Below are 23,433 nucleotides of genomic sequence, written 5' to 3' on the forward strand. Positions count from 1 at the left end.
CCATCATGGAGTTCGACGTCCATTATCTGATCGAGCAATGGCCTGCCCTGCTCGACGGTGTGCTGATGACGCTGCGCATCACGGCCCTGGCCATCCTGTGTTCCCTGCTGATCGGGGTGCTGGGCGGGGCAGTGCGCGTCATGAAGGTCCCGGTGCTGTCCCAGGCAGTGGCGCTGTACGTGGAGTTGATCCGCAATACGCCGATCCTGGTGCAGTTGTTCTTCATCTTCTATGGCCTGCCGGCCATTGGGCTTGGGCTGTCGCTGTTCTGGTCGGGGGTGGTGTGCCTGTCGCTGTGGGCCGGTGCATACCAGATCGAGAACATCCGCGGCGGGCTGGCCACGGTGGAGCGCGGCATGCGCGAGGCGAGCCTGGCACTGAGCCTCAAGCCCGTGCAGTACTTCGCGCTGATCGCCATGCCCATCGCGTTTCGCACCAGCCTGCCGGCGATGCTCAACACCGCGATTTCACTGCTGAAGAACTCTTCCTATCTACAGGCCATCGGCCTTGCGGAATTGACCTTCGTCGCGGTGGACCGCATCGCCACGGACTTTCGCGCCATCGAGATGTTCACGGCCATCTGCGTCATGTACCTGGTGCTGGTGGGGGGGCTCGCGTTGATGACTGCGCGGCTGTCTGCCCACCTGCAACGCCCTTTCCGGCAGTGAGGCGACCATGAATTTCCTACTCGAAAACTGGAGCTTCGTGTGCAAAGGGTTGTTGATGACCCTGTACCTGGCTTTGGTGGTGTTGCTGTTCACCACGCTGATCTCGGCCGTGCTCGGCGTGCTGGCCACGGTCAAGAACCGCCTGTTGGGGTGGACGATCCATGCCTACGTGGAGCTGTTTCGCTCCATTCCGCTGATCGTCAACGTGTTCTTCATCTTCTTCGGTGCGCCGATGTTCGGTGTGGACCTGAGCCCGTTCGCCGCCGTCACCGTGGGCCTGACCCTGTGGGGCAGCGCCAACGGGATCGAGATCGTGCGTGGCGGGCTGGAGTCGGTGTCCAGGCACCAGTGGAAAAGCGCCTGGGCCCTGGGCCTGCGCCCCTGGCAGATCTACCTGCACGTGGTTGTGCCGCAGTCGATGAAAGCCATTCTGCCAGCCTACACCGGGCTGCTGACGATCCTGGTGCAGGCCACGTCCCTGGGCGCTTTGGTGGGTGTGGGGGAGTTTCTCAAGGTCGGCCAGATCATCATCGAGCGTGAAACCGTCATGACCGGCGTCAGCCCTGCCTTCGCGGTCTACGGCGTGGTGTTGCTGGTGTACTTCGTCATCTGTTCGGCGCTGACCTGGCTCAGCCGTTATCTCGAACGTCGTCTGGGTCGTCCGGCGGCACGTACTTCCATTGAAGAGGTTCCAGCATGCAAGCATCCAAAGTCAGTCGGCGCCTGAAGGAAAGCACTGCGCCGCAAGTGAACGAGTACATCTACCGCCCGCGCCTGGAAGGCTTTGCCAGCGGCTTCGCGAACCTGGGTAACGTCAACAAGGCGCACATCCTGATGCTGGCCGAACAGGGCCTTATCCGCGGCGAACATGCCAGCGTGCTGGCCAAGGGTGTGCTGGACATGGAGCAGGCAGGACCAGAGGCGGTCGAGCTGGACCCTTCGCGCGAGGACGCCTACTTCAACTACGAGGCGCACCTGATCGAGCATATCGGCGCTGACATCGGCGGGCGCCTGCACACCGGTCGCAGCCGCAACGACATCCTGGCCACCCTCGACCGCCTGCGCTGCCGCGACCTGCTGATGGACCTGATCGACGAATTGGCAACGGTACGGGCCACGGCCCTGTGCTGTGCCAAGCGGTACGCCGAAGTGGTGATGCCCGGCTACACGCATCTTCAACCGGCCCAGCCAATCACCTACGGCTATTACCTGAGCGCAGTGGAACAGGCTCTGGAGCGCGACAGCAAGCGCCTGACTCAGACGCTGGAGTCGATGAACCAGTGCCCGCTGGGTGCCGCTGCCTTCGCCGGCACGCCGTTCGACATCGACCGCGCGCGCACCGCCGAGCTGCTGGGCTTCGACGGCTACCTGGACAATGCCCTGGATGCCATCGGCTCGCGGGACTTTCTGCTCGAAAGCCTGTCGCACCTGAGCAACCTGGCGGTGTTCTGGAGCCGCGTCGCGCAGGACTATTTCGTGTGGAGTACCCATGAGTTCAACCTCATCGACTTCCCCGACAGCGTCGCCGCCACGTCCAGCATCATGCCGCAAAAGAAGAACCCCACCGTGCTGGAGTACCTCAAGGGCCGCAGTGGCCATATCGTCGGCCTGCTGATGGGTGCGAGCGTGACCATCAAGGGCACCAATTTTTCCCACACCGGCGACGGCAACCGCGAAGGGACGCGGGGCTTCTGGGAGGCCGCCGAAGAAAGCCTGCGCTGCCTGAAACTGCTGGACCTGGTGCTGCGCACCGCCACCCCCAACATCGACCTGGCGGCACGCCGCGCCGGTGAGGATTTTTCCACCGCCACCGGTTTGGCCGACCTGATGGTGCGCGAGGTCGACCTGTCGTTCCGCGAAGCCCACCATGTGGTCGGGGGCGTGGTGCGCATGGCCATGGACCAGGGCCTGCCGGCCCATCAGATCACCACCCAGATGGTCGATGCCTGCGCCCTCGAGCAGCTGGGTCATGCCCTGCACCTACCCGAGCAGAAAGTGCGTGATTGCCTGGACCCGGTCAGCAACGTGCAGGGTCGCAGCTCCGCCGGCGGCCCGTCGCTTGGGTCGCTGATGCCAAGCCTCGCCCGCGCCAGCGAGCGCCTGAGCGCAGAGCGTACGGCCAACCAGCAACGCCGCGCGCGCATGAGCGAGGCCGACCTCAACCTGCAAGCCCTGACCCGGGCACAGGCGGGCCTATGAGCACGATCCTGACGGTGCGCGACCTGCATAAAAGCTTTGGCACCCATGAAGTGGTCAAGGGCGTCGACATGGACGTGCGCCAAGGCGAGGTGGTGGTCATCATCGGCCCCAGCGGCTCGGGCAAGTCCACCTTCATCCGCTGTCTGAACAGCCTGGAACCGCCCTCCAAGGGCACCGTGGTGGTGGGCGATGGCGATCAGACCCAGGCGGGAAACCGTAAAGCCCTGGCCCGGCTGCGCGAGGACGTGGGCATGGTGTTTCAGGACTACACGTTGTTTCCGCACATGACGGTGCTGGCCAACATGATGCTTGCCCCAGTCAAGCTCAAGCGCGCAACCAAGGCGCAAGCCCAGGCCCATGCCCTGGCCTTGCTCGAGCGCGTCGGCCTGCAGCACAAGGCCGGGCATTACCCGGCCGAGCTGTCAGGCGGCCAGCAGCAGCGGGTGGCGATCGTTCGCGCCTTGGCGATGAAACCCAAGCTGATGCTGTTCGACGAGCCCACCTCTGCGCTCGACCCGGAAACCGTCGGCGACGTGCTCAACGTCATGAAGGGCCTGGCGGCCGAGGGCATGACCATGATCGTCGTCACCCACGAAATGGGGTTCGCCCGCGAAGTGGCCGACCGCGTGGTGTTCTTCGATGCCGGCAAGGTCATCGAGACCGGGCCGCCGTCGCAGCTCTTCAGCGCCCCTGAACAGGCCCGCACCCGGCAGTTTCTGCAAAGCGTCCTGCGCTGAACGAACATCCTCTTCCCAATGCCGGTGCGCCCGCTTGCACCGGCCAAGCGTGGCTGCGCGCCAGCCAGGAGTATTCCAGATGAACCAAGCGACCCAATCGCTGGACTCACCGGGCCTGCGCCCCATGATCCAGATGGAGAACGTCAGCAAGTGGTACGGCAGCTTCCAGGTGCTCAAGAACATCAACCTCAGCGTGCAGCCAGGTGAGCGCATCGTGCTGTGCGGCCCATCCGGCTCAGGCAAGTCGACCACCATTCGCTGCCTGAACCGCCTTGAAGAACACCAGCAGGGCCGCATTGTCGTCGAGGGTGTCGAACTGACCGACGACGCCCGGCAGGTCGAAACCATCCGCCGCGAAGTCGGCATGGTGTTCCAGCACTTCAATCTGTTCCCCCACCTGACCATCCTGCAGAACTGCACCCTCGCGCCCATCTGGGCCCGCAAGCTGCCGCGCCACGAGGCGCAAGCCCTGGCGATGCATTACCTGGAGCGGGTGCGTATTCCCGAACAGGCGCACAAGTACCCTGGCCAATTGTCCGGCGGCCAGCAGCAGCGCGTGGCGATTGCCCGGGCGTTGTGCATGAAACCCAAGATCATGCTGTTTGACGAACCCACCTCGGCACTGGACCCGGAAATGGTCAAGGAGGTGCTCGACACCATGGTCAGCCTGGCCGAGGACGGCATGACCATGGTGTGCGTGACCCATGAAATGGGCTTCGCCCGGACCGTGGCGCACCGGGTGGTGTTCATGGACCAGGGCGAGGTGGTCGAGCAGGCTGCGCCAGCGGTGTTTTTCGAGCGTCCTTTGAGTGAGCGAGGGCGGTTGTTCTTGAGTCAGGTGTTGCATTGAGCAGGGGGGTGCCCCTTGGGCGCCAACTGAACCACTAACAGGCACCTGAGCGACAACCTGCTCTTGCTTTCGACGGTAGGATCGAGCCGCGCATCCACCGCGAGCATGCCCCGCGCGTGTTGTAGGCCGGGGCAGCTTAACTCGCTGCATCGACGCGCTTGAACACCGCCTCTACTCCAGGTTCCAGTTGATTGACCGCGCCGAGATACTCGATCAACTCTGCCGCCCGGCTACCACGCAGCCCGGCCGTGGTCATTTCTCCATCGACCACATAGCTGTACACACCACTTACCGCAAACGCCTTCAAACTTCCGATGTGCCGCGCCTGATCCGCCAGCGTCTTCTTGAACGCCTGCCCCTCGAAAAACCGGCGCCGTGCCACAGGGTTTCCGAAGGCGACTTCCATGATCACCAGTTCGGCGCGCGCCGGCGTGGCCGTGTGTGCCACGTCTGGCGCCGGTGGATGGCTCCCATCGTTCTGGAAAGGGGCGCACAGGTGCAGTTGCACTTTCAAGACCGAGGTATCCTGCGCCAGGGTCGGCGCGAGTTTGTCGCGCACATACGCTTGCAGATCTTCTAGGCTTTGGCGTGGGCTCATGTGCACATGGATCCGATCGGCATGATCGAGCCCATTGAGGCGCTCGTCCGCTAGCCGGTTCACCACCCTCATTGATCCGTGCGGCAGGTCGTACGCCAGCGTTTCCTCGAACATGTTCTGCTCGTCCGAAAACAATAGAGGGCTGGCTTGCTTGAAGCGCTCCTGCTGGTCGGCGGACTTGAAGCCGATCTCTACACCGCCATCGAGTTCGTAGTCTGCGATCTCTCCCACGCCCTCGGCCAATGGCCAAAGGTGCGCGTCCTGATTGCGCGAGAAGTGGTGCTGGATGTACAAGCCCAACCCTGGCAACCGGGAGCACAACGGCCCGTGCACGTCGCGCCAGTAGTGGGCGAAGATGGCGTGTGGGACGCGCTCGCGTCTTTTGACCGTGGTGTAGCTGTTGATGGTGATCGTCATGGTCTGACCTTGTTGAGCTTGTGGGGTGTTTAGAGTCAGAGCTGGCTGTGGGGGACGGCGTTCAGTCGAGGTCATTGCGGCGTGGCTAGAGGGAGTTGGGCGTAACAGATCGAGAGGCTTACTGGCCGAGAGGTGCAGTCAACGGGGACTTCTTGATCAGCAGACCTGATAGAATTCCCGCTTTTGCGCTTGATCGTGGACTGAGCACAAGACACGGCTAATAGACCTCCTCTCTGAGGACGATGGCGGTGACCGGTCAGTAAAAAGCGCTCTACATCAGTAGTAACCGAGAGATTTCCGAATGCCCCCCGAAACGCCAGAAAACGCGGCCAGCCCCATGGATACGGTAGTGAGACGGTTTTCTGTTGCCCCCATGATGGATCGGGTCGATTAGAAATTATCGACCAGCAAATACTGAGGACTGGGGCACTTGAAGTTTTGTTGTAGCAAAATTTTAGCAAGATTGAAGTGGTGACCTCGTAAATGCTACTTGCTCTGCGACTAAAACGACTAGCTCCGGACCGAGTTGACCGAAGCCAAGCTCAACATCTAGAGGCTGGTCGAGATCAACCAAGCGCTCTAAGGCCAGATCGCTGCCGAAGCCAGACGCGCGAACGGCACGTATGTCCGGCTGGTAATGCTCCAGAATTAGCTGAGGACCGGCCAAGCGATAAGCATGTCGACCTGGTTCTCCGACCAGTGACCGCTGTTGAGTGGAAGGCGTACGCGCGGCAGCTGCATGCGGATGATAGTCCGTCGCCGCTTTCTAAGGCCTAGACTCTAGATGGACTAGTTAATTCAAGGTCGGCGTTTTTCTGCTGCCGTCGGTCATAGGCTTGCGAGATTGCCCCTTGCTCGCCTTTGGCTGAACGGCACCTAGACTGACGGATTTGCAATCCGAACAAAAACCCTTATATATCATTGAGTTACAGTCTTATCGATTCCGTAATTTTTCGTTTACATAGACCTTCTGAGTCAGTGAATTCAAGAGTGCGTGACCCAGTTGCGGAACTGATTTCAAGAGCACTTTGCCCCCCCTTGAAATGTCGAAACCCCAAAATTATCCAGCTATTCCAGCGAATTCAAACCCCACAACTTTGCCGCTTTCATAGCTCCAGCATGTCGCTAAGTCGCTCGGTTTGAAAGTTCAGAGGTTGAAGACCGCGATCCTGAGCGCAGAAATGCATGCCGGTCAATCCCTTGAGGCAGTGCCTTCAAGGCCTAGAGCCTGTAAAAAAGAGCCCTCACCAGACCTAGAACAAAGCGCACCACGGACTCTGCTTTGTCCTTGGCAGGAGGCTGCCCCTAACCTGCATGACTAGTGCAGTACGGAACAGCCCAAGCACCGATTGTGCTGCAGCAGGAAAGGGAAAAAGCGCTAAAGCCTCGCTACATCAGGAGTTGGGTGCCTTTTTCATTCTGGCATTTGCGTATACATGGGCTTATATTGGCATCGACTAGCGCATGGTTTGCGTCAGTTTTACCCCTTAAATAGCCCAAATTCACACCACTAAGGCCGAGCTGCCATTGCTGTGACCTTGCCAGACCGGGGAAGGATTTGAACCCACCCGTAGCTCTCGAGAGCCTGCCATAGGTCAGAAGATACACCTATCTAGTGTCACCTGCTGGTCCATCTAGGCCGAAGGCGCCCTAGAATTTGCCCTAAATTTGCCTCAAAATTCTCGTACCTGGAGCATGTGCATGGATGACCAAGCCTCAACCACAGCCGACATCCTTGAGCTATTGCAGCTCAACCAGATCGCTATCAGGGCAGCTCTAGAGGAGCTTTCGCTATGGGTTAGCCATCGCGGCTCAATACACGTACATGAGAATATCATGAGTGCTTTAGCAACCCTTGATTTACATGCTGAAGCGATTTCATCCGGGCTTGAACGCCTCCGGGCTTGAGCAATTGCGTACGTATCGACAGACTCTAAGGCGTCGAGGAAGAAATCAGCAGCTGATCAGCGTCGCTGATAAATTTTTCTCTACCTGCAGGGCCAAGCGAAAAGGTACTAACATGCTTGTGTACGCTCAAAGTTGCCTGAGGCCCACCCTTTTATTGCCAATGCTTTTGTATTTGCCTCATATAAATGGCTGCGTGGCGTGCAATGTCTCAGAAGCTCATAGCGTGGCACAGCTACCGCTGGGCTTTTCACTTGCACCTTACATCTATCGATCTCCGTGGCAATCTTTTTTCTGCGTCAAGCACACTGAAGAAGTTTCATCACACTTAGACAACCCTTGGATGAATTTGAATTGACTCCTAAAGATATAGTAAAAGACTGGAATGGTTTTGAAAAATTCGTTGCCCATCTACACGAAGACGGCGAGGTTGAAGTTTCGCACGATCAAACCTTAACGGGACGTTCTGGGGCAACGCGTCAGATTGATGTGGTTGTCGAGCATAAGAAAGGCCCATATACCTACCTGACTCTTATAGAATGCAAATATTGGAAAGAGTCTGTAAAGCGCGAACAAATCGATGTTCTACATGCAAGCATGCTAGACCTCAATGCTTCCAAAGGAGTTTTCTTTACCACAAAGGGATTCCAGCGCGGCGCATTGAAATACGCAGAATCTAAAGGAATTACGCTCTATAAAGTTCGAGAACTTACAAATGAAGAATGGGGGCGCCCTGGAAAAATCATTGACCTTTACCTACATGTTTTGCAGCCAACTCTAAAATCAATGAGCCCAAACATCACTGGAATATCCAACACGAAAATAAATGACGTCATTGAACGAATCGACATTCCTATTTCTCTAGGCACTAGCAAAGGATTGTGCCCCATATTCTCGAAACACAATAACAAATATGAAACTCTGGAAGCGCTACTGGACCATTACATATTTGAGAGCCTGGCATTGACGATGAAAAAACCATTCCTCATCAACGGTGGCGAGGAATGCACTCGCTACTTAGTTGCACCAATAAACCTCGAGTTCGCTGAACCGCTTGTGATAAAGCCATATGACACATACCTGCTTATAGACCAAATAAAGCTCGAGATTGGCATTAAGCTCATGCAGTCAAGAATATACATTGACCGCTCAAGCAAGATGAAGTACGCACTTGCAGTTTACGACTGCATTACCAAACAAACATTTGCAGTTTCTGAAAATGCGGCCAAATCTTATGCAGACTGGAGCTTGTTAACTCCAAATGATGAAATTACCGATACTGAAGCAGTTACTAACGGCAGCATAATCTCGGCAACAGTTAAAGGTTATTTCGACCCTCAAGAAATGTCTGGGCTACTCCCCACAGAGCTGGTGCTATAATCAATAGCGCAGGAGCCTTTGTACAGATCGTCTGGTCGTTTAGTCTAACGAGGGTGTGGAGGCACCTATACAAAGAAGCCGCTTACTCAGGATGATAATTTAAAAAACAATAGACACCAAGTGGCATCAATTGTCCGTTATTTCCAGAGTACGAGGTGATGAATTTCGTTAACGAATTAGCCCGTGGCAGTGCTTATATTTTTCTCCACTACCACAAGCGCATCGCTCATTCCTCCCCTGCTTAGGGTAAAAGCCTGGCAGCTTGGTTATATCGAATACCGTAGGAGTCTGTGCAGGGGTATACACAAGACCTCGTATCACTGACGCGCCTCCTCTCCCGATCATGATTGACTCGCCGTCAAAATCATATATAACATCGCTACCATCAAACTCACCCCCTCCAGTTCGTAGCACTCCACCATTAAATTTAAACTCAATATCTCTGCCCTCAGTACAACTCACCTCTATCCCCTTGTAGTACATTTGTAGACGCTCTATGACAATCTTCTTCGGCGGCTCAACCCTCAGAACTACGTCAAAGATACCCTTCCCGCTTCGGATATTAATACGCTGCCCTACCACCTCCACATCCCAATTAGTACACAATAGTTGAATTTGATTGTCATGCACACTTGCAATAAGATTACCAGACCGATCAAATATTTTTGCATTCACAGAAAATGGCAACCCAGGAGCGACCGGTTTAGACAAGGAAAACATATCCTCCCCACAAATTCTTAATAAAACCTTTGACCGGTATGCTGTAACCCCTCCCATCTCGATAACGGGATGTTCACTTCCAACATCCAAGACACCCCACGAGAAATTATTTTGCTTACATCTGGGATTAGCAGCAGACTTTAAAATAGATTCCGAAGAGAGCATGCCACGTGTTTTTCTATCATGACATCCCCCACACAATAAAACGATATGATTTGGATCATGAGTAACCGCATCACTATATTCTATTCCAATGTGATCGTACTGATAAAAAAAACTACCGCAGACCACACATCCAAATCCGTCGCGTTGTCTCACAGCGCGCTGGACGTCAGCGGGGATATTACGTGACAAGCCATTTTTATTTTTCTTAACGCCTTTCATAATCTTTAGTCCTTCTAACAATCAAAATAAAAAATTAATCCCAAAACACGAAATTGCATTGTAGCAAATCATCTCTCAACGATAGCCCATATCGATTAACCCCGGAAGCATTGAGGCGAAGACACGACTATGGATTACTACTTTTACGAGCACTGGCTATTTCGCGTACGAAACTCTGACAGGCCTGCAGCGCTTTTAATCCGTCGTCGCCGTCGCCGGTGATGCCGACAATTCGTTGAGCATGCGCTGGGTCAAGTTCGGTTCGCGTGGCTCCATGAACCACGCCGCCGGCGCCGGCGGCGGCTCGCAGCCCACCGTCGCCACCTGCGGGGGCACGGGCGCCGGCGTTGAGTAGGACTGACAGCCGCAGGTCAGCAGTAGCAAGCCTGTCACGCAGGCGATCGCGCTCGCTTTGAGCATGGGTAAGTTCCTTGTGGTGAAGTTGATCTTGCGCCTGCAGGCGCTGCTCGAGCGCGCCCCGCTTGGCTTGTTGCTGCTGGACCTGCTCCAGGACCGTCGAGACGGCGCTGGCCTGCCGCTGAGCATATTGCCGTTCCACGTCGGCCAGCTCGCGGTCCTTGCTGGCCAGCTGTCGCCCGTACTCATTGCCCTGCCAGAGCCAGGCGCCCCGGCCACCGACGCACAGGCCCAAAAGCAGCACCAGGATCGCCAAGCGCCAGTTCAGGCCCATCACTGCAGCACCTGTAGCGCGGCCTTGTAGAACGCCTCACGTTCCTCCAGGCCGTTGGTACCGCCATTGATCCGCTTGGTGATGGCCACGAAAGCCCCCTTGTCGGCCAGGCTGTTCAGCCCCTCCTTGTGCCAGAACCAGGCCGCCGAGTTCGCCGCATGCTCTGGCTGCTCGAGCAGTTCGGGGTGGTTGAGCAGATCCAGGCCCAGGGCCTCACCACAGCGCGCGTGGTTGTCGCGCCCAGTAATCTGGATCAGGCCGTGGCCGCGATACTTCTGCCCGTCGCCGTCGGCCTCGGGCGTATTGCCCAGGCGCGCGGCCAGGGGGCCGGTGTCGTACTTGGACAGGTACTTGTCACTGCCCAGCTCGCGCACGTAGCGGAACTGCCCGGACTCGTGCCCGACCTGGGCCAGGAAGGCCGCGCGGCGCAGTTTGGTGACGATGCCCCATTTGCCCATGGCCGCATTGAGCGCAGGAACAAAAACGCCGGCGTTGCGGCCGGCGTTGGGGAAAATCTGCTGCAGCTGTCGAACGGTGATGGTCATCTTGTCTCTCCAGGTAGGGGGCATGGCCCCGCGTTACAGCTGCTCCACACGAAGCGGCTTGTCGGTTTTCTTGGTCTTCTTGCCCTTGGCTTTCGCCTTGCCCTTCTTGCCGCCGTTGCACTCGACGGTCGTGGTCCACCCGGACTGGGTGAATACCTGCTCCACCCCATCCACCAGGTACTCGCCGTCCAAGCCTGGCTTGAAGCCCTGGGCGTTGATCGAGCGTTCGGCGAACAGATCGGTGCGCCCAGGCATTTCCAGGCGGACGCCGGCAGTGCTGCGGTTGAACGCTGCCAAGCGCGCCTTGGCGGCCTGCTGGGCGGCGGTCTTGTTGGGGTAGACGTGCCGGTCGGTATGCACCGGCGGCAGGCTGTCCGGGGCGTCGTCGTTGCCCAGCTCGACCACCTGCAGCTTTCCGGTCTTCGGGTCTTGGTGCTGGGTCTTCACCGCCTTCTGCGTGTTGCGATCGCCAAGGCGAAATTGGTAACGGTTCACGTCGCTCTTGTTGATCGTCACCACCGACATTGCCCTGCCGGTGGTGCTCTGCCCGCCCTGGCGTGGCATGACCAGCAGCTTGCCTTCGGCCACCTTGGCGGTGCAGTCGTACTGCTTGGCCAGGCGGGTGATGAAGTTAAAATCGGACTCGTTGCGCTGGTCGACGCGCTCGACCTTGGTGGCCACCGAACACACCGGCTCCCAGCCGTTGCGCTTGGCGATGTCGCCGACGATCTGCGACAGCGGCACGCCCTCCCAGCTACCGCTGCGCACGGTCTTTCCGCTGCCGCGCATGTCACTGGCCTTGCCGCGCACGACGATGGTGTCAGGCGGGCCGGTCAGCTCGACCTCGTCGACCGTGTAGGCGCCCAGTCGGGTCAGGGCCTGGCCTTCGTAGCCCATCAGGACCGCGACCTGGCTTCCGCGCGAGGGCAGCGCCACGGCCTGATCGCGGTCGTCAATGCGCAGCTCGAACTCGTCCGACTCCATGCCGGGCTTGTCCGAGGTGCGCAGCATCAGCAGCCGATCGTTGATCAGCGCCGTGATGTCGTTGCCGTCAGCGATGATCTGATAGGTAGGTTTCATGTGAGGCTCCAGAAACGGAAAACCCGCACCGGGCGGGGTTCGTGACGCGTAACGCTGCCTTAGCCGAACAGCTGCAGCAGCTCGACGGCAGGTGCCGCCAGGTCAGGTAGGTGGATGAGCAGACCGGCGCGGTACGGCTGCGCCTGCCTGGCCAGGTCCGGGTTAGCCTCCAGCACCGCCTCGACGGTGCCATTGAGGTGTCCGTAATACTGCTGGCAGAGCACGTCCAGCAGATCCCCGTCAGACGTTCTGCAGGTCGTTGCCATAGCTCACAAACTCCAAGGTGAAGCCCTGCTTACGCGGGATGCCGCCGGCGAGCAGATTGCTCTGCTCTTCCTCGACGCTGACCAGGCACCAGTCGCCCAACACCTCGCCATAGCCGGTGACCAGGTTCAGTGGCCGCAGGCCTCGCCCGATCGTGCGCAGGGTGTTGAGTTGTTTCAGCCCGCCCTTGTGGTGAGGGAAGATCGCGCCCTTGAGAGTGATCTTCTCTTCGCCCAGGCCGACCGCCTGCTGGGCCACGCTTCGCCGCAGCCGCTCCTGGCCAGCCCAGCGAAACGATGCCTGCCGACGCAGCTCGTCGAACGCGGCCGTGTCGAGGTTGAAGTAGTACGGCTGCACGTTGGGGTCGTGCGTCTGGATGATCAGCAGGTGCGGATACGGTGCCACGGCCTGGGGCTTCGGGGTTGCCGAGGCTGCCAGGCTGCTGGACGGCACGACGCTGGCCAACGCAGGGCTGGCCTTGCCGGCGAACTGAATCACCTTTGCCGAGACCTTGCTGGCCACCTGCTTGAAGGCTCCCAGCCGTTCCTGCACCTGGGCGACCCCGGACACGACACGGTTGTATGTCGACGCTACCTGGCCGACTCGCGCCTGGGCCATGTTGATGGTGCGCATCATCCGGCCCAGCTTTTCACTGGCACCCGACGGCAGAAACGGGATGTTCTGCAGGTCCGTGGCCGCGCCGGTGATGTTGACCACGGCAGTGTTGAGCGGGGCCAGCATGCCGTCCGCGCTCTTGCGACCGGCCTCCCCTGCCGCCACCAGGCCCGACAGTGACGCCTCCAATTGCTGCATGTACGCCATAGCGGCTCCTTAGACATGGGGTTGATCGAACAGCTGGGTCGAGGCCATGCGTGAGGCTGCTTCGCGGCTCCATGCGTCGAACATTTGCCGCAGCGTCCCCTCCGCTTCCCGCAGCAGCTGCGCCGGGTCTTTCACGTCGCCCTGCACGTCGAGCTTGATGCTCGGCGAGAAAGAAAACGCTTGGTCGACCTTCGGCGCCGGCGTCGGCGTCGCTGCCTTGGCCGGAGCGGCGTCGGGCAGTTTCGCCGGCGGCGCTACGCTCTTGCTCATGTCGCGCACCAGGTCACCCAGCCCGGCAGGCGGCTGTGGCCTGACGGGATCTGCGCCGGGGAACCGCACCGCACTGGCTGCAGGTACCGGCACCACCAAGGGGACTTTGGCCTGTGCCGGTGCCGCCGGCGCAGGCTTGGCCTTGACCGTCTCGCCCAGCTTCGGCGCCGGGTCATACTGCACGCCTGTCGTCGCTTTGGCCTTGGCCTGCGCCGCCTGGGCCTGCTCGGCTTCGTACTTCTCCCGGTAACCCGGAGGCACCAGGTCAGCACCAGGGAAGCGCACTCGACCTGCTGTCAGCGCCGGCACCATGAAGGGATCTTCGCCGCCTGGGCCGTACTGCACGCCCGACGCCGCCTCGGCCTTGGCTTGTGCCGCCTGGGCTTGCTCCGCTTCGTACTTCTCCCGGTAACCCGGAGGCACCAGATCAGCACCTGGGAAGCGCACCCGCCCGGCCGCGAGTGCCGGCACCAGAAACGCGTTTTCAGATTCAGGGTCGCGCGGGTCATACGACACAGCCCGTGCCGGCGGCGTGGGCTGCGGCTTGATCTCCCGATCGGCAGGCGGCGTGACGGGTAACGTTGCTGCAGGCGTGCTGGATGGCTTCGCCTCGGCGTCTTCTGCCTTGGCGTCCTCAGCCTCGGCCTCTTCCGCGTCCTCGCCGAACAGACGCTTGCCCAGCCAGCCGCCGACGGACTCACCGCCAAGCCCACCGAGGAACGCGCCGACCACACCGCCGACCGCCGTACCGATCACCGGTACCACGGACCCGATCGCCGCACCTGCAGCAGCGCCGGCGAGCGTGCCTGCCATGCCTCCAGCGGCGCCGCCGTAGCCTTCGGCCTTCTCGTCCTGGGTCTGGGCATTCATCGCCACGTCCAGGACCGTAGCCCCGCCGTCGATCAGCTTGCCGCCTGGCACGAACTTGCCCAGGCGTGTGACACCGCGCAGCGCGCGGGCGGCCTTGCCCAGCTTCGACATGCCGGTGAGGGCTGACGGTACTGCAGGCGGCAGGGCTGGAATCTGCGGCTTGGGCACAGGCACTTTGGTCGATGGCTTGGCCTTGGCAGCAGACCCACCAGCGCCGCCCTGTCGCGCGGCGCGGCGGCGTTCCCGGCGCCGGCTCCGCCGACTGCCCTTTGGACCGCCTGCGGGGCCGTTATTGGCGACCCGACTGCCAATCCCGCCGATGGCATCGGCGTTGACCACAAACACGCGCTGGGGATCGTTGGCGGCCTCTGCGGCCTCACCCGAGGCGCCCGGTGCGAACACCTTGCCCAGTAGGCCCAGTCCGGTGTCGAGCACCTTGCTGCCGGTCTTGGGCAGGTTGATGGGCGGCCGCGCGGTCCGGTTGCCCCGGCTGGCCATGCCCTCCATGCTGCGGCCGAGTGCGATGTTGAGCACCCCGCGCCCGATCTTCAACGCACTGCGCGCCGTCACGAAGGCCATTACGGCCGCCGTGGCGCCGGCAATGCCCATGACCAGCGGCTGGAAGTCGTCGGCTAGGGCCGTGACCTTGCGCGCGACCAGGGTCAGCCCCTTGGCCGCCAGGTCGGTGGCCGGGCGAATGGCATCGCCAATGCTGCGCATCGAGTCGTCGACCGCCTGGCCCAGTTCGGACCATTGCTGTTTCGAGGTCTCGCGGCGCTCGGCCAGGTTCTTGTCGAGGATGCCCGAGGCCTTGCGCGAGTCGGCCTTGAGTTCTTCGTAGAGTCCGCGGTTCTGCCCGTAGGCAGTGAGCGCGGCCTTGACCTGCTGGTCGGCGAAGATATCGCCGGTGCGCAAGGTGCGCTCCAGCGCCTCGAGCGCGGCCTTGGCCTTCTCCGGGTCGGCCTCCTTGTCGATGTTGGCCTTGGCCTCTTCGATCTTCTTGGCCTTGGCAGGATCGGTCGCCTGGACGTACTTCATGGCCAGGGCCATAGACGACTCGATAACGTTCATGCCCTTCTGCAGGCCGGTGTTCAGCGAGGCCTGATAGTCGATGCCTGCGTCCTTGTACGCCTTGACCACGTCGCCGGCGCCGATCTTCTCCATCCAGTTCTTGAAGTTGTTCGCCGCCTCGTCCGAGCTGCCAGCGGTCTTCATCTGCACCTGCAGCATCGAGCCGAGCGAGGTCACCGCGTCCAGCCCGGTGATGCCGTTCTTCTCCATGCCGGCGAGCAGCTGCGGGAACCACTTGGCCATGGCGTTGGCCTCGAAGCTGCCCGCCTGGCCTTGGTAGGCGATCGCCTCCAGGGCCTGCTGCATGACCTTGGGGTCGCTGATCTTGGCGTTCTGCTCGAGCGCCTGAACCATCGACGCCGTGTCGACGCCCGAGGCACCCTGACCCACGGCGAACTTGGCCGCGACCGGGGCATAGGACATGGCCTTGTCCAGGTCCATGCCGGCACCGACCAGCTGGTTGACCAGGTCGGCCACGTCGTTGCGCGACATGCCGGTGTCCTTGGCTGTGTCGAGCACCGTGCGGCTGAGCTGCTGTTCCTCGGGCTTGTTGGCGATGTCGGCCTTGATCGCGATGTCGCGGATGATGGCCTGATAGTTCGCACTGATCGTCGTCGGTACTGCAGCCAGGCCCGTGGCGACCACGGACCGGCCGATGTTGGACGTGAGCGCGGTCTTGCCTGCCTGCAGCTGCTGGTGGCCCTTGAGCTGCAGGTCGGCCGCTCTCGCCTCGCGGCCCAGCCGCTGGTACTCCCGGCCCAGCCGGCCGACCTCGATCCCCTGCCTGCGCAGCGCATCCAGGTTGCCGTCCAGTTTCTTCTGCAGCTTGTCGGCGTTGGCCGAACCGCTGTCGTGCGCGCGCTTCCACTCCTCGCGCAGCTTGATGGTTTCGCCGATGGTGCTCTTGAGCACCTTGGCTTTGTTGCCCTTGGCCTCGAGCTTCTGGATGCCGTTTTCGACCGTCCTGAACGCGGCGCCGACCGACGAGGCGACCGCGCCGCCGATCACCAGCGATAACGCTACCCTGCCCGCCATGGATACCTCCCCTGCCCGCTCAGTCCGTGAGCCACCAAACCATGTCGGCATACGACATGGTCATGATTTCTTGCGCGGAAAAATGCAGCTCGGACGCCAGGCGCCGGGCCGCATGCTTCAACGTCTGCGGGTTACAGTTCGTCTTCTCGCACCAGAAAGTTGTACCCGGTGGCCAGGCGGTTGTAGTCCTTGTAGGTCAGCCCCTCCAGATCCTTCACCCCCACCTCGGACAGGGAGGCGAACAGGTTCAGCTCGCGCTGTTCATCGTCGTCACCGCCGGTCTGCGTGGAGGCGCGCACGTCGCGTACGGTGGGCGAGCGCATGGTGATGGCCTGCACGTTCACGCCGTTGACCTCGCTCGGCTTGGTCAGGGTGACGGTGACGCTGTCGGCGCTCAGGTTCAGATACTTCGGTACTGGCTTGCTCATGGGGATGGTGTCCTTGGGAAATAGTCGAGAGGCGACCCAGGTGTTATGGGCCGCCAGGTAGTCGGGGGATAGGTAGGTTGAGGGGTAGCGGGTTTACAGGCCGAGGTCGGAACGCTGGCTGGCCAGCTGGTCGGTGCCGTTGATCACGCGCTTCATGCCGATCGGATCAATCTCGTAGATCAGCTCACCGCCGACCTCGAGCTTGTAGTAGGCGACGGCAATGCCATGCTTGACCTCAGCCTTGTCGCCGGCCTTCCAGTCGCCCATGTCCAGTTCCTTGAGCATGCCGCGCAGGGTGACGACGACCGCCTTGGTCGCGCCGCGCTGGCCTTTGAACGAGCCACGGAACGTGCCGTTGAAGGCGTTACCGTCGGCCAGGCCGAAGAACTTCAGCGACTCCTTGCGCACGCCGGTGGTGGTGAAGTTGGCTTCCATCTTCTCCATGCCCATGTCCAGCTCGATGCCCATGTCCATGCCGCCGGCACGGTGCTCCTCGGTCTTGAGGGTGAGCTTGGGCAGGGTCAGGCTGGGCACGTCGCCCTGAAAGCTGACGCCGTCGACGAACATGTTGGTGTTCGCCAGGGTTTCGGGAATCAATGCCATGCGGGGCGCTCCTTAAGCGGCTTTGTCCAGGACTTCGGTGAGCCACTGGTTGGTCACCTCGACTTGGAAAGTGGGGTTCTCGGCAGGCGGTACGTCAGTGAAACGGATGTTCCAGTACACCTTGCCCTGCTCGAGCTGGGTCGCGGTGTTCAGCACCGGATCGGCGTACACCTCGAAGTTGATGATCGCGCCCTGATTCTTGAGGTCGCGCATGAACGCCTGTACGCCCTCGGTCACGTCCTTGACGTAGGTCGCGGTGATGCCTCGGTCGACCGCCCAGCGGTGGCCGTACAGGATCGCGTCCATGACCATGTCCATGGTGCGCACACGGGTGACGAAGGCCCATTTGGGATCGCTCGACAGCGTGCGGTTACCCCACAGGCGGTAGCCGTCCTCGCGGATGATGGTCGTGATATTGGCGTTGTTCAGCAGGTTGGCCCGGCAGGTCTCGTCGCCGTCCAGGAACTCGACCGAACGGGTGGTACCGGTGATGCCGACGAACTCCTTGTTGGACGGCGAGGCCCAGAAGCCGTATTCGGCATCGGTCCAGGCGAACAGGCCAGCGGCGTAGGCAGAACCCGGCGCGTCGACGGTGGCGTTCTTGGTGGTGTCCCAGTACTGCACACCAGGGTCGACCATGAACACACGCTTGGAACCGAAGTTCTTGGCGTAGGCCATGGCTGCCTCGTCCGTGGTGCCCGGCCCGTCGATAATGGCGACCGCACGCAGCTTGCCGGCCAGTGCGTCCATGGCCGTGGCCACCGCCTGGGTCGCGCTGTGCTTGGGCGCGATCAGCAGACGCGGCTGGGCGTTGAAGCGGCTCTTGCCGTCCAGCAGCGCCTGCAGGCCGCTACGCTTGCCGCTGGCCAGCACCCCGCCAATGATGGCCGAGGTCTGCGCGGCCGCATCGGCGCCCTTGGCCACGCCACAGGCGACGATCACTGCCTTGGCCCGGACGAAGATCGCCTGACAGGCCTTGGTGATGGCCGCATCGGCGCCCCAGGCGGCGATCGCCTCGCGCTCGTTGGTGATCAGCTGTAGATCGCCGGCGGCGGCCGTTGGCGTGCCGGAGGCGCCAGGGCCTGGGGTGAAGGTGTCGACCAGGCCGATGATCGAGGAAGACGGCAGCGCTACGCTGCGCGCCCCGGTGTCCACGTTCGAGACCGTGACGCCGTGAAAGAATCCAGCCATTGAAAAACTCCAGAAAGCACACGGCCGCGACAGTGCGCGGCCGGGCATAAAAAAAGCCGCGTAGCGGCCTGGGGGATGGCAAGGTGAGGGGGTGGGTCAGGCGGCGTTACCGATGCCCTGTACGCTCGCGTGAATCGCCTTGATCGCGACATCAGCAATGGACTCGACGGCATCGTGCGTGGCTTCTTTCAGCACATCCTGCTTGCCCTTCAGGCGCAGCGCGCGCAACTCATAGAGAGCTTTCTTCCAGGCAGCGGCCTCGGCCAGAATGCTGTCGGTTGCAGGCTTGGCCTCCAGATTGGCGGCGTCCATCCATGCTTGCACCGTAGGAGGTACGTCGCCGCTGTAGTCGGCTGCAGCAAATGCAGTCGCCTCCTGGGCAGTCAGCTGGTACTCCAACGCGCGCAAGGTGTCACCCAGTACCGCGCGGCGTGCCGTGTCTGCGGCCTGATCGATCTGACGACAGGCCACTTGTGTGGCAGCAGCCAATGGCAGACCAGCGAAGTCGAAGCCGTTGTAGGTCTTGCCATCGAGCTCGATGGAGAGATTGGTCTTCTGCATGGGGAGTCCTTAAAGGGTAGCCAGGTTGGTCAGGAGATTGGACAGCGAGGCCGGATTTGTACCGGCTGGCACGCCGTTGACGTAGCGACCGCCGAAATTGGCCGGGAATGTCGAATTGAAGATTTCAAGCACGACCGCGCTGTTGGAAGCCGCGACGAGCCAACCGGTCCAATCAGCAGCCGCCACGACATCACAGGCGGACAATTTGACCTGCACAAGCGGCGTGCCTGCGCTGGAGTTGGCCATGAACACTGCGTTTTTCAGGCCATAGGGAACGGGCGCCAGGCCCGACGGTGTAGGCAGCTCGAGGGTGATGTCGGTGAACAGCGTCTGTCCCCCGTAGTACATGACGAAACCGCCCAACCAGGTAGAGGCTGCATCGTTGGTCAGATAGTAGGCGCAGCGCAGCTTGCGTTTGACCCCGAAAACATCCGAGCAGATGTGCATGACCCGATTGCTCACCGCAACGTTGGTATCAAGCAGGTAATCGGTCTGTAGATAGCAGACCACCGTGCCACCCGACGGGGTGTTGTACAGTGCCTGCTTGAGGGACTTGAGCGGCGCAGCAGCCGTACCAGGATTTTTGTCGTCGCCGGTGATCGAGTTGATATAGAACGACTTCTCGTTCGAGGGAATCGCTGCGATAGCCGCCGCGACAGCTTTGTTGATTTCGGCATTCTTGCCACTGAACGTAGCGATCAACGCGTTGCTCGCGGTGACCAGGTCTGCGACTTGCGATTCAAGACTCATGGAAAGTCATACTCCTAGGGTTTTCTGAGAGAACATGTTCTGCAGGTTGATCAACGCGGTGGCATTGGCAACGACTGCTGTCAGCAGGCCTTCGCGATCCGACTCCTGCCGGGTTTCGCAGGCCTTCATGCGTTCGGTGAGATTGCCCAGCAACTCACCGGCCACGCGCAGCTGCTTGGCCTGCGTATCGAGCTGGTCCTGTTGCTGGACGCCTCGCATCATTTCGGCGACGAGTGCTGAAGCCTGTGCAGCCAGCGGCCCAGCCAGGGTGAGGTTGAGGCCGGTTGCGGTACTGACGATGGTCACGCTGTCTGCTGGCAGCGCTTCAAGCGACAGGTCGTAGGCCAGCAGAAGGTCGCCGGCGGCCGGTTTGAACGTCAGCGGGTCGCCGGTGCTGGACCACACCGCGAACAGAGTCCCGTCAGCCAGATAGAACCCAACGCTTCGGACCCAAAAGGCCTTGCCGTCATCGGCCAGCGCAGTCAGGTGAATGAGCGAACTGCTTAGTTTCTCGCCGCCGGCGACCGGATACTGGGCAACCAATCCGCGCAAGGTCGTTTGGTCGACGGTGGGGGTAAAGCCCTGATCCCCAAGACCGATGTAGGCGATCTCAGCTTTCAGGCCAGTGCTGGTCGCATTCCAGATGGCTGCCAGGCCAGCTTTAGTGATCAGCGGTTTTAAAGCGGTACTCATAGAGCAGCCTCCATCGAGACGCGCAGGACAGTACGGGCAGCGGCTGCATTAACGGCCGTCAGCACTGTTTGTTGGTGGATCGGTACGCCCTGCGCCTCCACAGACCAGCGGGAAACGCAGCGCGCTTGGGTTGTGTTGACCAGTGCCAGGACTTGCTTGGACTGAGGTACCGGGATCGGCTGGGCCTCGGCAGACCGGCGATGCACCTGCCAAAGCCGAGACAGGTTCACCAGCGCAATGGGCTGCTCGAACAGCGGCAGTGGTATCGGCTGCACCTGTGCCGACTGACGCAGCCAGCACTGCACCCGAGCAGCATTGGCAGCCACCAGGCCGCCGTCGAAGCGCGCACCGAGCCGGAAGGTGTAGTGACTGCGCTCGTTCTTCGCCGCGTTGATCAGGGCACGCAGACGCTCGCCCAACTGCGGCGAAATGATCGAGCCTTCACCACTACGGTTCTCGTTGGCCCAGGCCGTGACCTGGAAGGTGTACGGCACCCCGTTGGGGATCTCCCGCCAGTCCTTGAGATCGGCATTGACGTTCACCGCCCGCAGCACCCGGCGGATGGCTCCGACCGTGCCCTTGGTCTTGTGGATCGGTATCGCCTGGCGGATCAAGGCACGCTGCTGGTCTTCGGTGTTGGCCGCCTCCCAGCCCTCGACCTTCATCGCCCATCCAAGCCAGGGCAGGAAGTGCGGCGGGCAGCGCGCCGAGTCGGCGACCCCACGGATGATGTCGGGGTCGACGTTCTGGTCGCAGGCCACTTCCAGCGCGCGCTCGAGCTGGGTCGCATTGGGCGGTAGCAGGCTCACGTCACCACCTTCGTACCCAGCGCGATGCCGGTGCAGTTGGGGTAGTGACGCTTATCGCTCAGCACGTCGCCCTTGGGCTGGACCAGGTCGACGCGCTCCACCCCGCTGACGTGCAGCGCGGCGTAGATGGCCGACAACGACAGTTCGCCTTCCAGATCCCGCGCCTTGGCAATGGCCGCGTCCAGGCTGGCTCGAGCGGCCTTTTGCACCACGGCAGGCTCCGGGCCGTTGTCCAGCTCGAGCGTGGCCACCACCTTGAAGTCCACCGGCTGACCCAGCTGGGCGCGCGGTCGATCAGTGAGCGGTCGCACCGTCTCCGCCGACAGCGCGGCCTGCACCAGGTCTACCAGCGTCTGCGGCTTCTCCTGGCTGTCCAGCCGTGGCAGCACGGCCAGGGACACGTCGCCTGGCAGCGGGTTGGCCAGGCCTGCGTCGTAGTCGCAGACCAGGACAATGGCCCCGGCCGGCAACTGCGCACGTACCGCCTCGGGCACCGCGACCCCGACAAAGGTCGGCGAGTCCACCGACACGCTGCCTACGCTCGCCGAGGCACTGAGGCCGTGGTACTCGTAGGCGCCGCGACTGCCGGCAACAGACAGGGCCTCAAGCGACAGCCGCGTGCGGTAGCGCAGTGGCTCGTCCTTTTCCATGACGGCCTCGACCGGCGGCACCGCGTCGTGATCGGCCGGTACCAGGGTCAGCCGCGTGACCTCGTAGTCGGCCGCGCGGTTGTCCAGGTCGGCGCCCTTGGCATAGGCCAGCAAGCTCGACTTGGCCGCGTCGTTGGTACGCGCCCGGCCGAGCATCTTCTGGTAGGCCGCGACCTCGAGCAGTTTCACGACCGGATCGGACTCGAGCAGCGCCGTCCACTGATCGCCCATCTGCGCGCGGAAGTTGCCGAGCATGTCCTGATAGAGCGTTTCGTACTCGAGCGTTTCCATCACGTCCGGCGGTGGCAGCAGAGAAAGATCGATCATGCACTGACCTCCACGACAAGGGCGTTGCCCAGGTATTCACCGCTCAGGCGCAGGCCGATCTGTCCGTCGATCACCGAGACCACCTGGACCCGCTCGAGCTTGATGCGCGGTTCCCAGCGGCCCAGCGCGCGGGCAACCTCGGCCTGCACGGCGCTTTTCCATCCGTCGTTGACTGGCATGTCGACGTAGCGGCGCAAGCTGCTGCCGTACTCCGGGCGCATGCGCCGGCTCCCTACGGGGGTCGTCAGGATGTCGCCGATGGATTGCTTGAGGTGGTCTACCCCGGACAGCGACAGCCCCGTGCTACGGTCGACGCCGATCATGTGGTCAGCCCTCGCGCACCAGGTCCGCATGCGCCTGCAAGAAGGCCATGGCCTCGGCGTCGTCCTCGTCAACGCTCACCAGGTGCGCACGCACGGGCAGTTCGCGCATGCTGTCCGGCAGGATCAGAACGCGGGAGGTGAAAACGGTGTCGCGGAACGTCACCTGCGCCGGCGCCGGTGCGGCCTCGGTGGTGGTGTCTGGATCTGCTGCAGTGGTCTTTTTCGTGGCCATGTGTGGCTCCAATGAAAAGGCCCGCACGCGGCGAGCCTTGAAAGGGTTGGTGGGGGTGGTCGTGTTATGTGAGCGCCTGCCGGACCTCAGCCGCCAGGGCCTCGGCGTCAACGCTGCCCTGGACCGCCAGATTCACCGTCACATGACGTGCCGGAGCCTGGATGTAGTGACCACCGCTCAATGCCCGGCACAAGCCGTCGGCAATGACCTCGGGGTCGTTGTCACCGGCCAGCAGCCGGCACCAGAAGCTGCGCATGCGGTGCTGATCAAACTGCCCGGTGATCTGGTGATCGACCATGGTGGCCACTGTCTCGCTGTCGACACCGTTGATGGGTCCGCGTGTCTTGCTGTCAGCCATGC

26 protein-coding genes are annotated in these 23,433 nt (G+C 61.3%); 7 read left to right on the top strand and 19 right to left on the bottom strand.

Annotation, left to right across the window (positions count from 1 at the left end; translation table 11 throughout):
* The first annotated feature begins 5 nt into the window (after nt 1–5).
* The 5 genes from CRP40_RS17165 to CRP40_RS17185 all read left to right on the top strand — a co-directional run bounded on the left by CRP40_RS17165 (nt 6) and on the right by CRP40_RS17185 (nt 4,454).
* Nucleotides 6–668 carry an amino acid ABC transporter permease gene (locus CRP40_RS17165; RefSeq protein ID WP_027915016.1) on the top strand — a complete coding sequence of 221 codons (663 nt, stop codon included), beginning with the start codon at nt 6–8 and terminating at the stop codon, nt 666–668.
* 7 nt (nt 669–675) lie between these two features.
* A complete protein-coding gene (locus CRP40_RS17170; protein WP_027915017.1) occupies nt 676–1,395 on the top strand; it encodes an amino acid ABC transporter permease in 720 nt (239 codons plus the stop codon).
* Nucleotides 1,365–2,867, top strand: coding sequence for an argininosuccinate lyase (gene argH / locus CRP40_RS17175; RefSeq protein WP_027915018.1), 1,503 nt, complete (start codon nt 1,365–1,367; stop codon nt 2,865–2,867). The genes CRP40_RS17170 and argH overlap by 31 nt, the downstream gene beginning before the upstream one ends.
* The gene (locus CRP40_RS17180) at nt 2,864–3,604 is read left to right on the top strand and encodes an amino acid ABC transporter ATP-binding protein (RefSeq protein WP_027915019.1); all 741 of its coding nucleotides are present in this window, start codon (nt 2,864–2,866) and stop codon (nt 3,602–3,604) included. The genes argH and CRP40_RS17180 overlap by 4 nt, the downstream gene beginning before the upstream one ends.
* A gap of 79 nt (nt 3,605–3,683) precedes the next feature.
* Nucleotides 3,684–4,454, top strand: coding sequence for an amino acid ABC transporter ATP-binding protein (locus tag CRP40_RS17185; protein WP_033695059.1), 771 nt, complete (start codon nt 3,684–3,686; stop codon nt 4,452–4,454).
* A 136-nt stretch (nt 4,455–4,590) separates the two neighbouring features.
* Here CRP40_RS17185 and CRP40_RS17190 read toward each other — a convergent pair whose 3' ends face one another.
* Nucleotides 4,591–5,469: an EthD domain-containing protein gene (locus CRP40_RS17190; protein ID WP_027915021.1), complete on the bottom strand. Its 879-nt coding sequence runs from the start codon at nt 5,467–5,469 to the stop codon at nt 4,591–4,593.
* Between the two features lie 1,701 nt (nt 5,470–7,170).
* Here CRP40_RS17190 and CRP40_RS17195 point away from each other — a divergent pair.
* On the top strand, nt 7,171–7,377 hold the full coding sequence (locus CRP40_RS17195) for a hypothetical protein (protein WP_027915022.1): 207 nt from the start codon (nt 7,171–7,173) through the stop codon (nt 7,375–7,377).
* A 336-nt stretch (nt 7,378–7,713) separates the two neighbouring features.
* Nucleotides 7,714–8,754: a restriction endonuclease gene (locus tag CRP40_RS17200; RefSeq protein ID WP_158545153.1), complete on the top strand. Its 1,041-nt coding sequence runs from the start codon at nt 7,714–7,716 to the stop codon at nt 8,752–8,754.
* Between the two features lie 168 nt (nt 8,755–8,922).
* Here the strand turns inward: CRP40_RS17200 and CRP40_RS17205 are convergent, their stop codons facing one another.
* The 18 genes from CRP40_RS17205 to CRP40_RS17290 all read right to left on the bottom strand — a co-directional run bounded on the left by CRP40_RS17205 (nt 8,923) and on the right by CRP40_RS17290 (nt 23,431).
* The gene (locus tag CRP40_RS17205) at nt 8,923–9,858 is read right to left on the bottom strand and encodes an SEC-C metal-binding domain-containing protein (RefSeq protein ID WP_033695060.1); all 936 of its coding nucleotides are present in this window, start codon (nt 9,856–9,858) and stop codon (nt 8,923–8,925) included.
* 127 nt (nt 9,859–9,985) lie between these two features.
* Nucleotides 9,986–10,549: a lysis system i-spanin subunit Rz gene (locus tag CRP40_RS17210; protein WP_033695061.1), complete on the bottom strand. Its 564-nt coding sequence runs from the start codon at nt 10,547–10,549 to the stop codon at nt 9,986–9,988.
* Nucleotides 10,549–11,094 (bottom strand): glycoside hydrolase family 19 protein, encoded by a 546-nt coding sequence (locus CRP40_RS17215; RefSeq protein ID WP_027915025.1) that lies wholly within the window; start codon nt 11,092–11,094, stop codon nt 10,549–10,551. Before CRP40_RS17215 ends, CRP40_RS17210 begins: the two co-directional genes overlap by 1 nt.
* A gap of 33 nt (nt 11,095–11,127) precedes the next feature.
* On the bottom strand, nt 11,128–12,174 hold the full coding sequence (locus tag CRP40_RS17220; RefSeq protein ID WP_027915026.1) for a contractile injection system protein, VgrG/Pvc8 family: 1,047 nt from the start codon (nt 12,172–12,174) through the stop codon (nt 11,128–11,130).
* Nucleotides 12,175–12,233: 59 nt separating this feature from the next.
* Entirely contained in the window at nt 12,234–12,440 is a 207-nt protein-coding gene (locus CRP40_RS17225) for a tail protein X (protein WP_027915027.1), read from the bottom strand.
* On the bottom strand, nt 12,415–13,260 hold the full coding sequence (locus CRP40_RS17230) for a phage tail protein (RefSeq protein ID WP_027915028.1): 846 nt from the start codon (nt 13,258–13,260) through the stop codon (nt 12,415–12,417). The genes CRP40_RS17225 and CRP40_RS17230 overlap by 26 nt, the downstream gene beginning before the upstream one ends.
* A 9-nt stretch (nt 13,261–13,269) precedes the next feature.
* On the bottom strand, nt 13,270–16,506 hold the full coding sequence (locus CRP40_RS17235) for a phage tail tape measure protein (protein ID WP_027915029.1): 3,237 nt from the start codon (nt 16,504–16,506) through the stop codon (nt 13,270–13,272).
* A gap of 131 nt (nt 16,507–16,637) precedes the next feature.
* Nucleotides 16,638–16,934: a phage tail assembly protein gene (locus CRP40_RS17240; protein ID WP_027915030.1), complete on the bottom strand. Its 297-nt coding sequence runs from the start codon at nt 16,932–16,934 to the stop codon at nt 16,638–16,640.
* A gap of 93 nt (nt 16,935–17,027) precedes the next feature.
* Entirely contained in the window at nt 17,028–17,537 is a 510-nt protein-coding gene (locus CRP40_RS17245) for a phage major tail tube protein (RefSeq protein WP_033695062.1), read from the bottom strand.
* Nucleotides 17,538–17,549: 12 nt separating this feature from the next.
* Nucleotides 17,550–18,728: a phage tail sheath family protein gene (locus CRP40_RS17250; RefSeq protein WP_027915032.1), complete on the bottom strand. Its 1,179-nt coding sequence runs from the start codon at nt 18,726–18,728 to the stop codon at nt 17,550–17,552.
* A 96-nt stretch (nt 18,729–18,824) separates the two neighbouring features.
* Nucleotides 18,825–19,289: a hypothetical protein gene (locus CRP40_RS17255; RefSeq protein ID WP_027915033.1), complete on the bottom strand. Its 465-nt coding sequence runs from the start codon at nt 19,287–19,289 to the stop codon at nt 18,825–18,827.
* Between the two features lie 9 nt (nt 19,290–19,298).
* Nucleotides 19,299–20,039, bottom strand: a complete 741-nt coding sequence (locus CRP40_RS17260) for a hypothetical protein (RefSeq protein WP_027915034.1) — start codon at nt 20,037–20,039, stop codon at nt 19,299–19,301.
* 6 nt (nt 20,040–20,045) lie between these two features.
* A complete protein-coding gene (locus CRP40_RS17265; RefSeq protein WP_027915035.1) occupies nt 20,046–20,732 on the bottom strand; it encodes a phage tail protein in 687 nt (228 codons plus the stop codon).
* Nucleotides 20,729–21,541 (bottom strand): phage tail protein I, encoded by an 813-nt coding sequence (locus CRP40_RS17270; protein WP_027915036.1) that lies wholly within the window; start codon nt 21,539–21,541, stop codon nt 20,729–20,731. The genes CRP40_RS17265 and CRP40_RS17270 overlap by 4 nt, the downstream gene beginning before the upstream one ends.
* A complete protein-coding gene (locus CRP40_RS17275; protein WP_027915037.1) occupies nt 21,538–22,518 on the bottom strand; it encodes a baseplate J/gp47 family protein in 981 nt (326 codons plus the stop codon). The genes CRP40_RS17270 and CRP40_RS17275 overlap by 4 nt, the downstream gene beginning before the upstream one ends.
* Entirely contained in the window at nt 22,515–22,841 is a 327-nt protein-coding gene (locus CRP40_RS17280; RefSeq protein WP_027915038.1) for a GPW/gp25 family protein, read from the bottom strand. The genes CRP40_RS17275 and CRP40_RS17280 overlap by 4 nt, the downstream gene beginning before the upstream one ends.
* Nucleotides 22,842–22,845: 4 nt before the next feature.
* On the bottom strand, nt 22,846–23,073 hold the full coding sequence (locus CRP40_RS17285) for a hypothetical protein (RefSeq protein ID WP_027915039.1): 228 nt from the start codon (nt 23,071–23,073) through the stop codon (nt 22,846–22,848).
* 64 nt (nt 23,074–23,137) lie between these two features.
* Nucleotides 23,138–23,431: a hypothetical protein gene (locus tag CRP40_RS17290; RefSeq protein WP_027915040.1), complete on the bottom strand. Its 294-nt coding sequence runs from the start codon at nt 23,429–23,431 to the stop codon at nt 23,138–23,140.
* Nucleotides 23,432–23,433 lie beyond the last annotated feature (2 nt).

Source organism: Pseudomonas sp. URMO17WK12:I9 (genome assembly GCF_900230165.1).
Taxonomy (GTDB): Bacteria; Pseudomonadota; Gammaproteobacteria; order Pseudomonadales; family Pseudomonadaceae; genus Aquipseudomonas; species Aquipseudomonas fulva.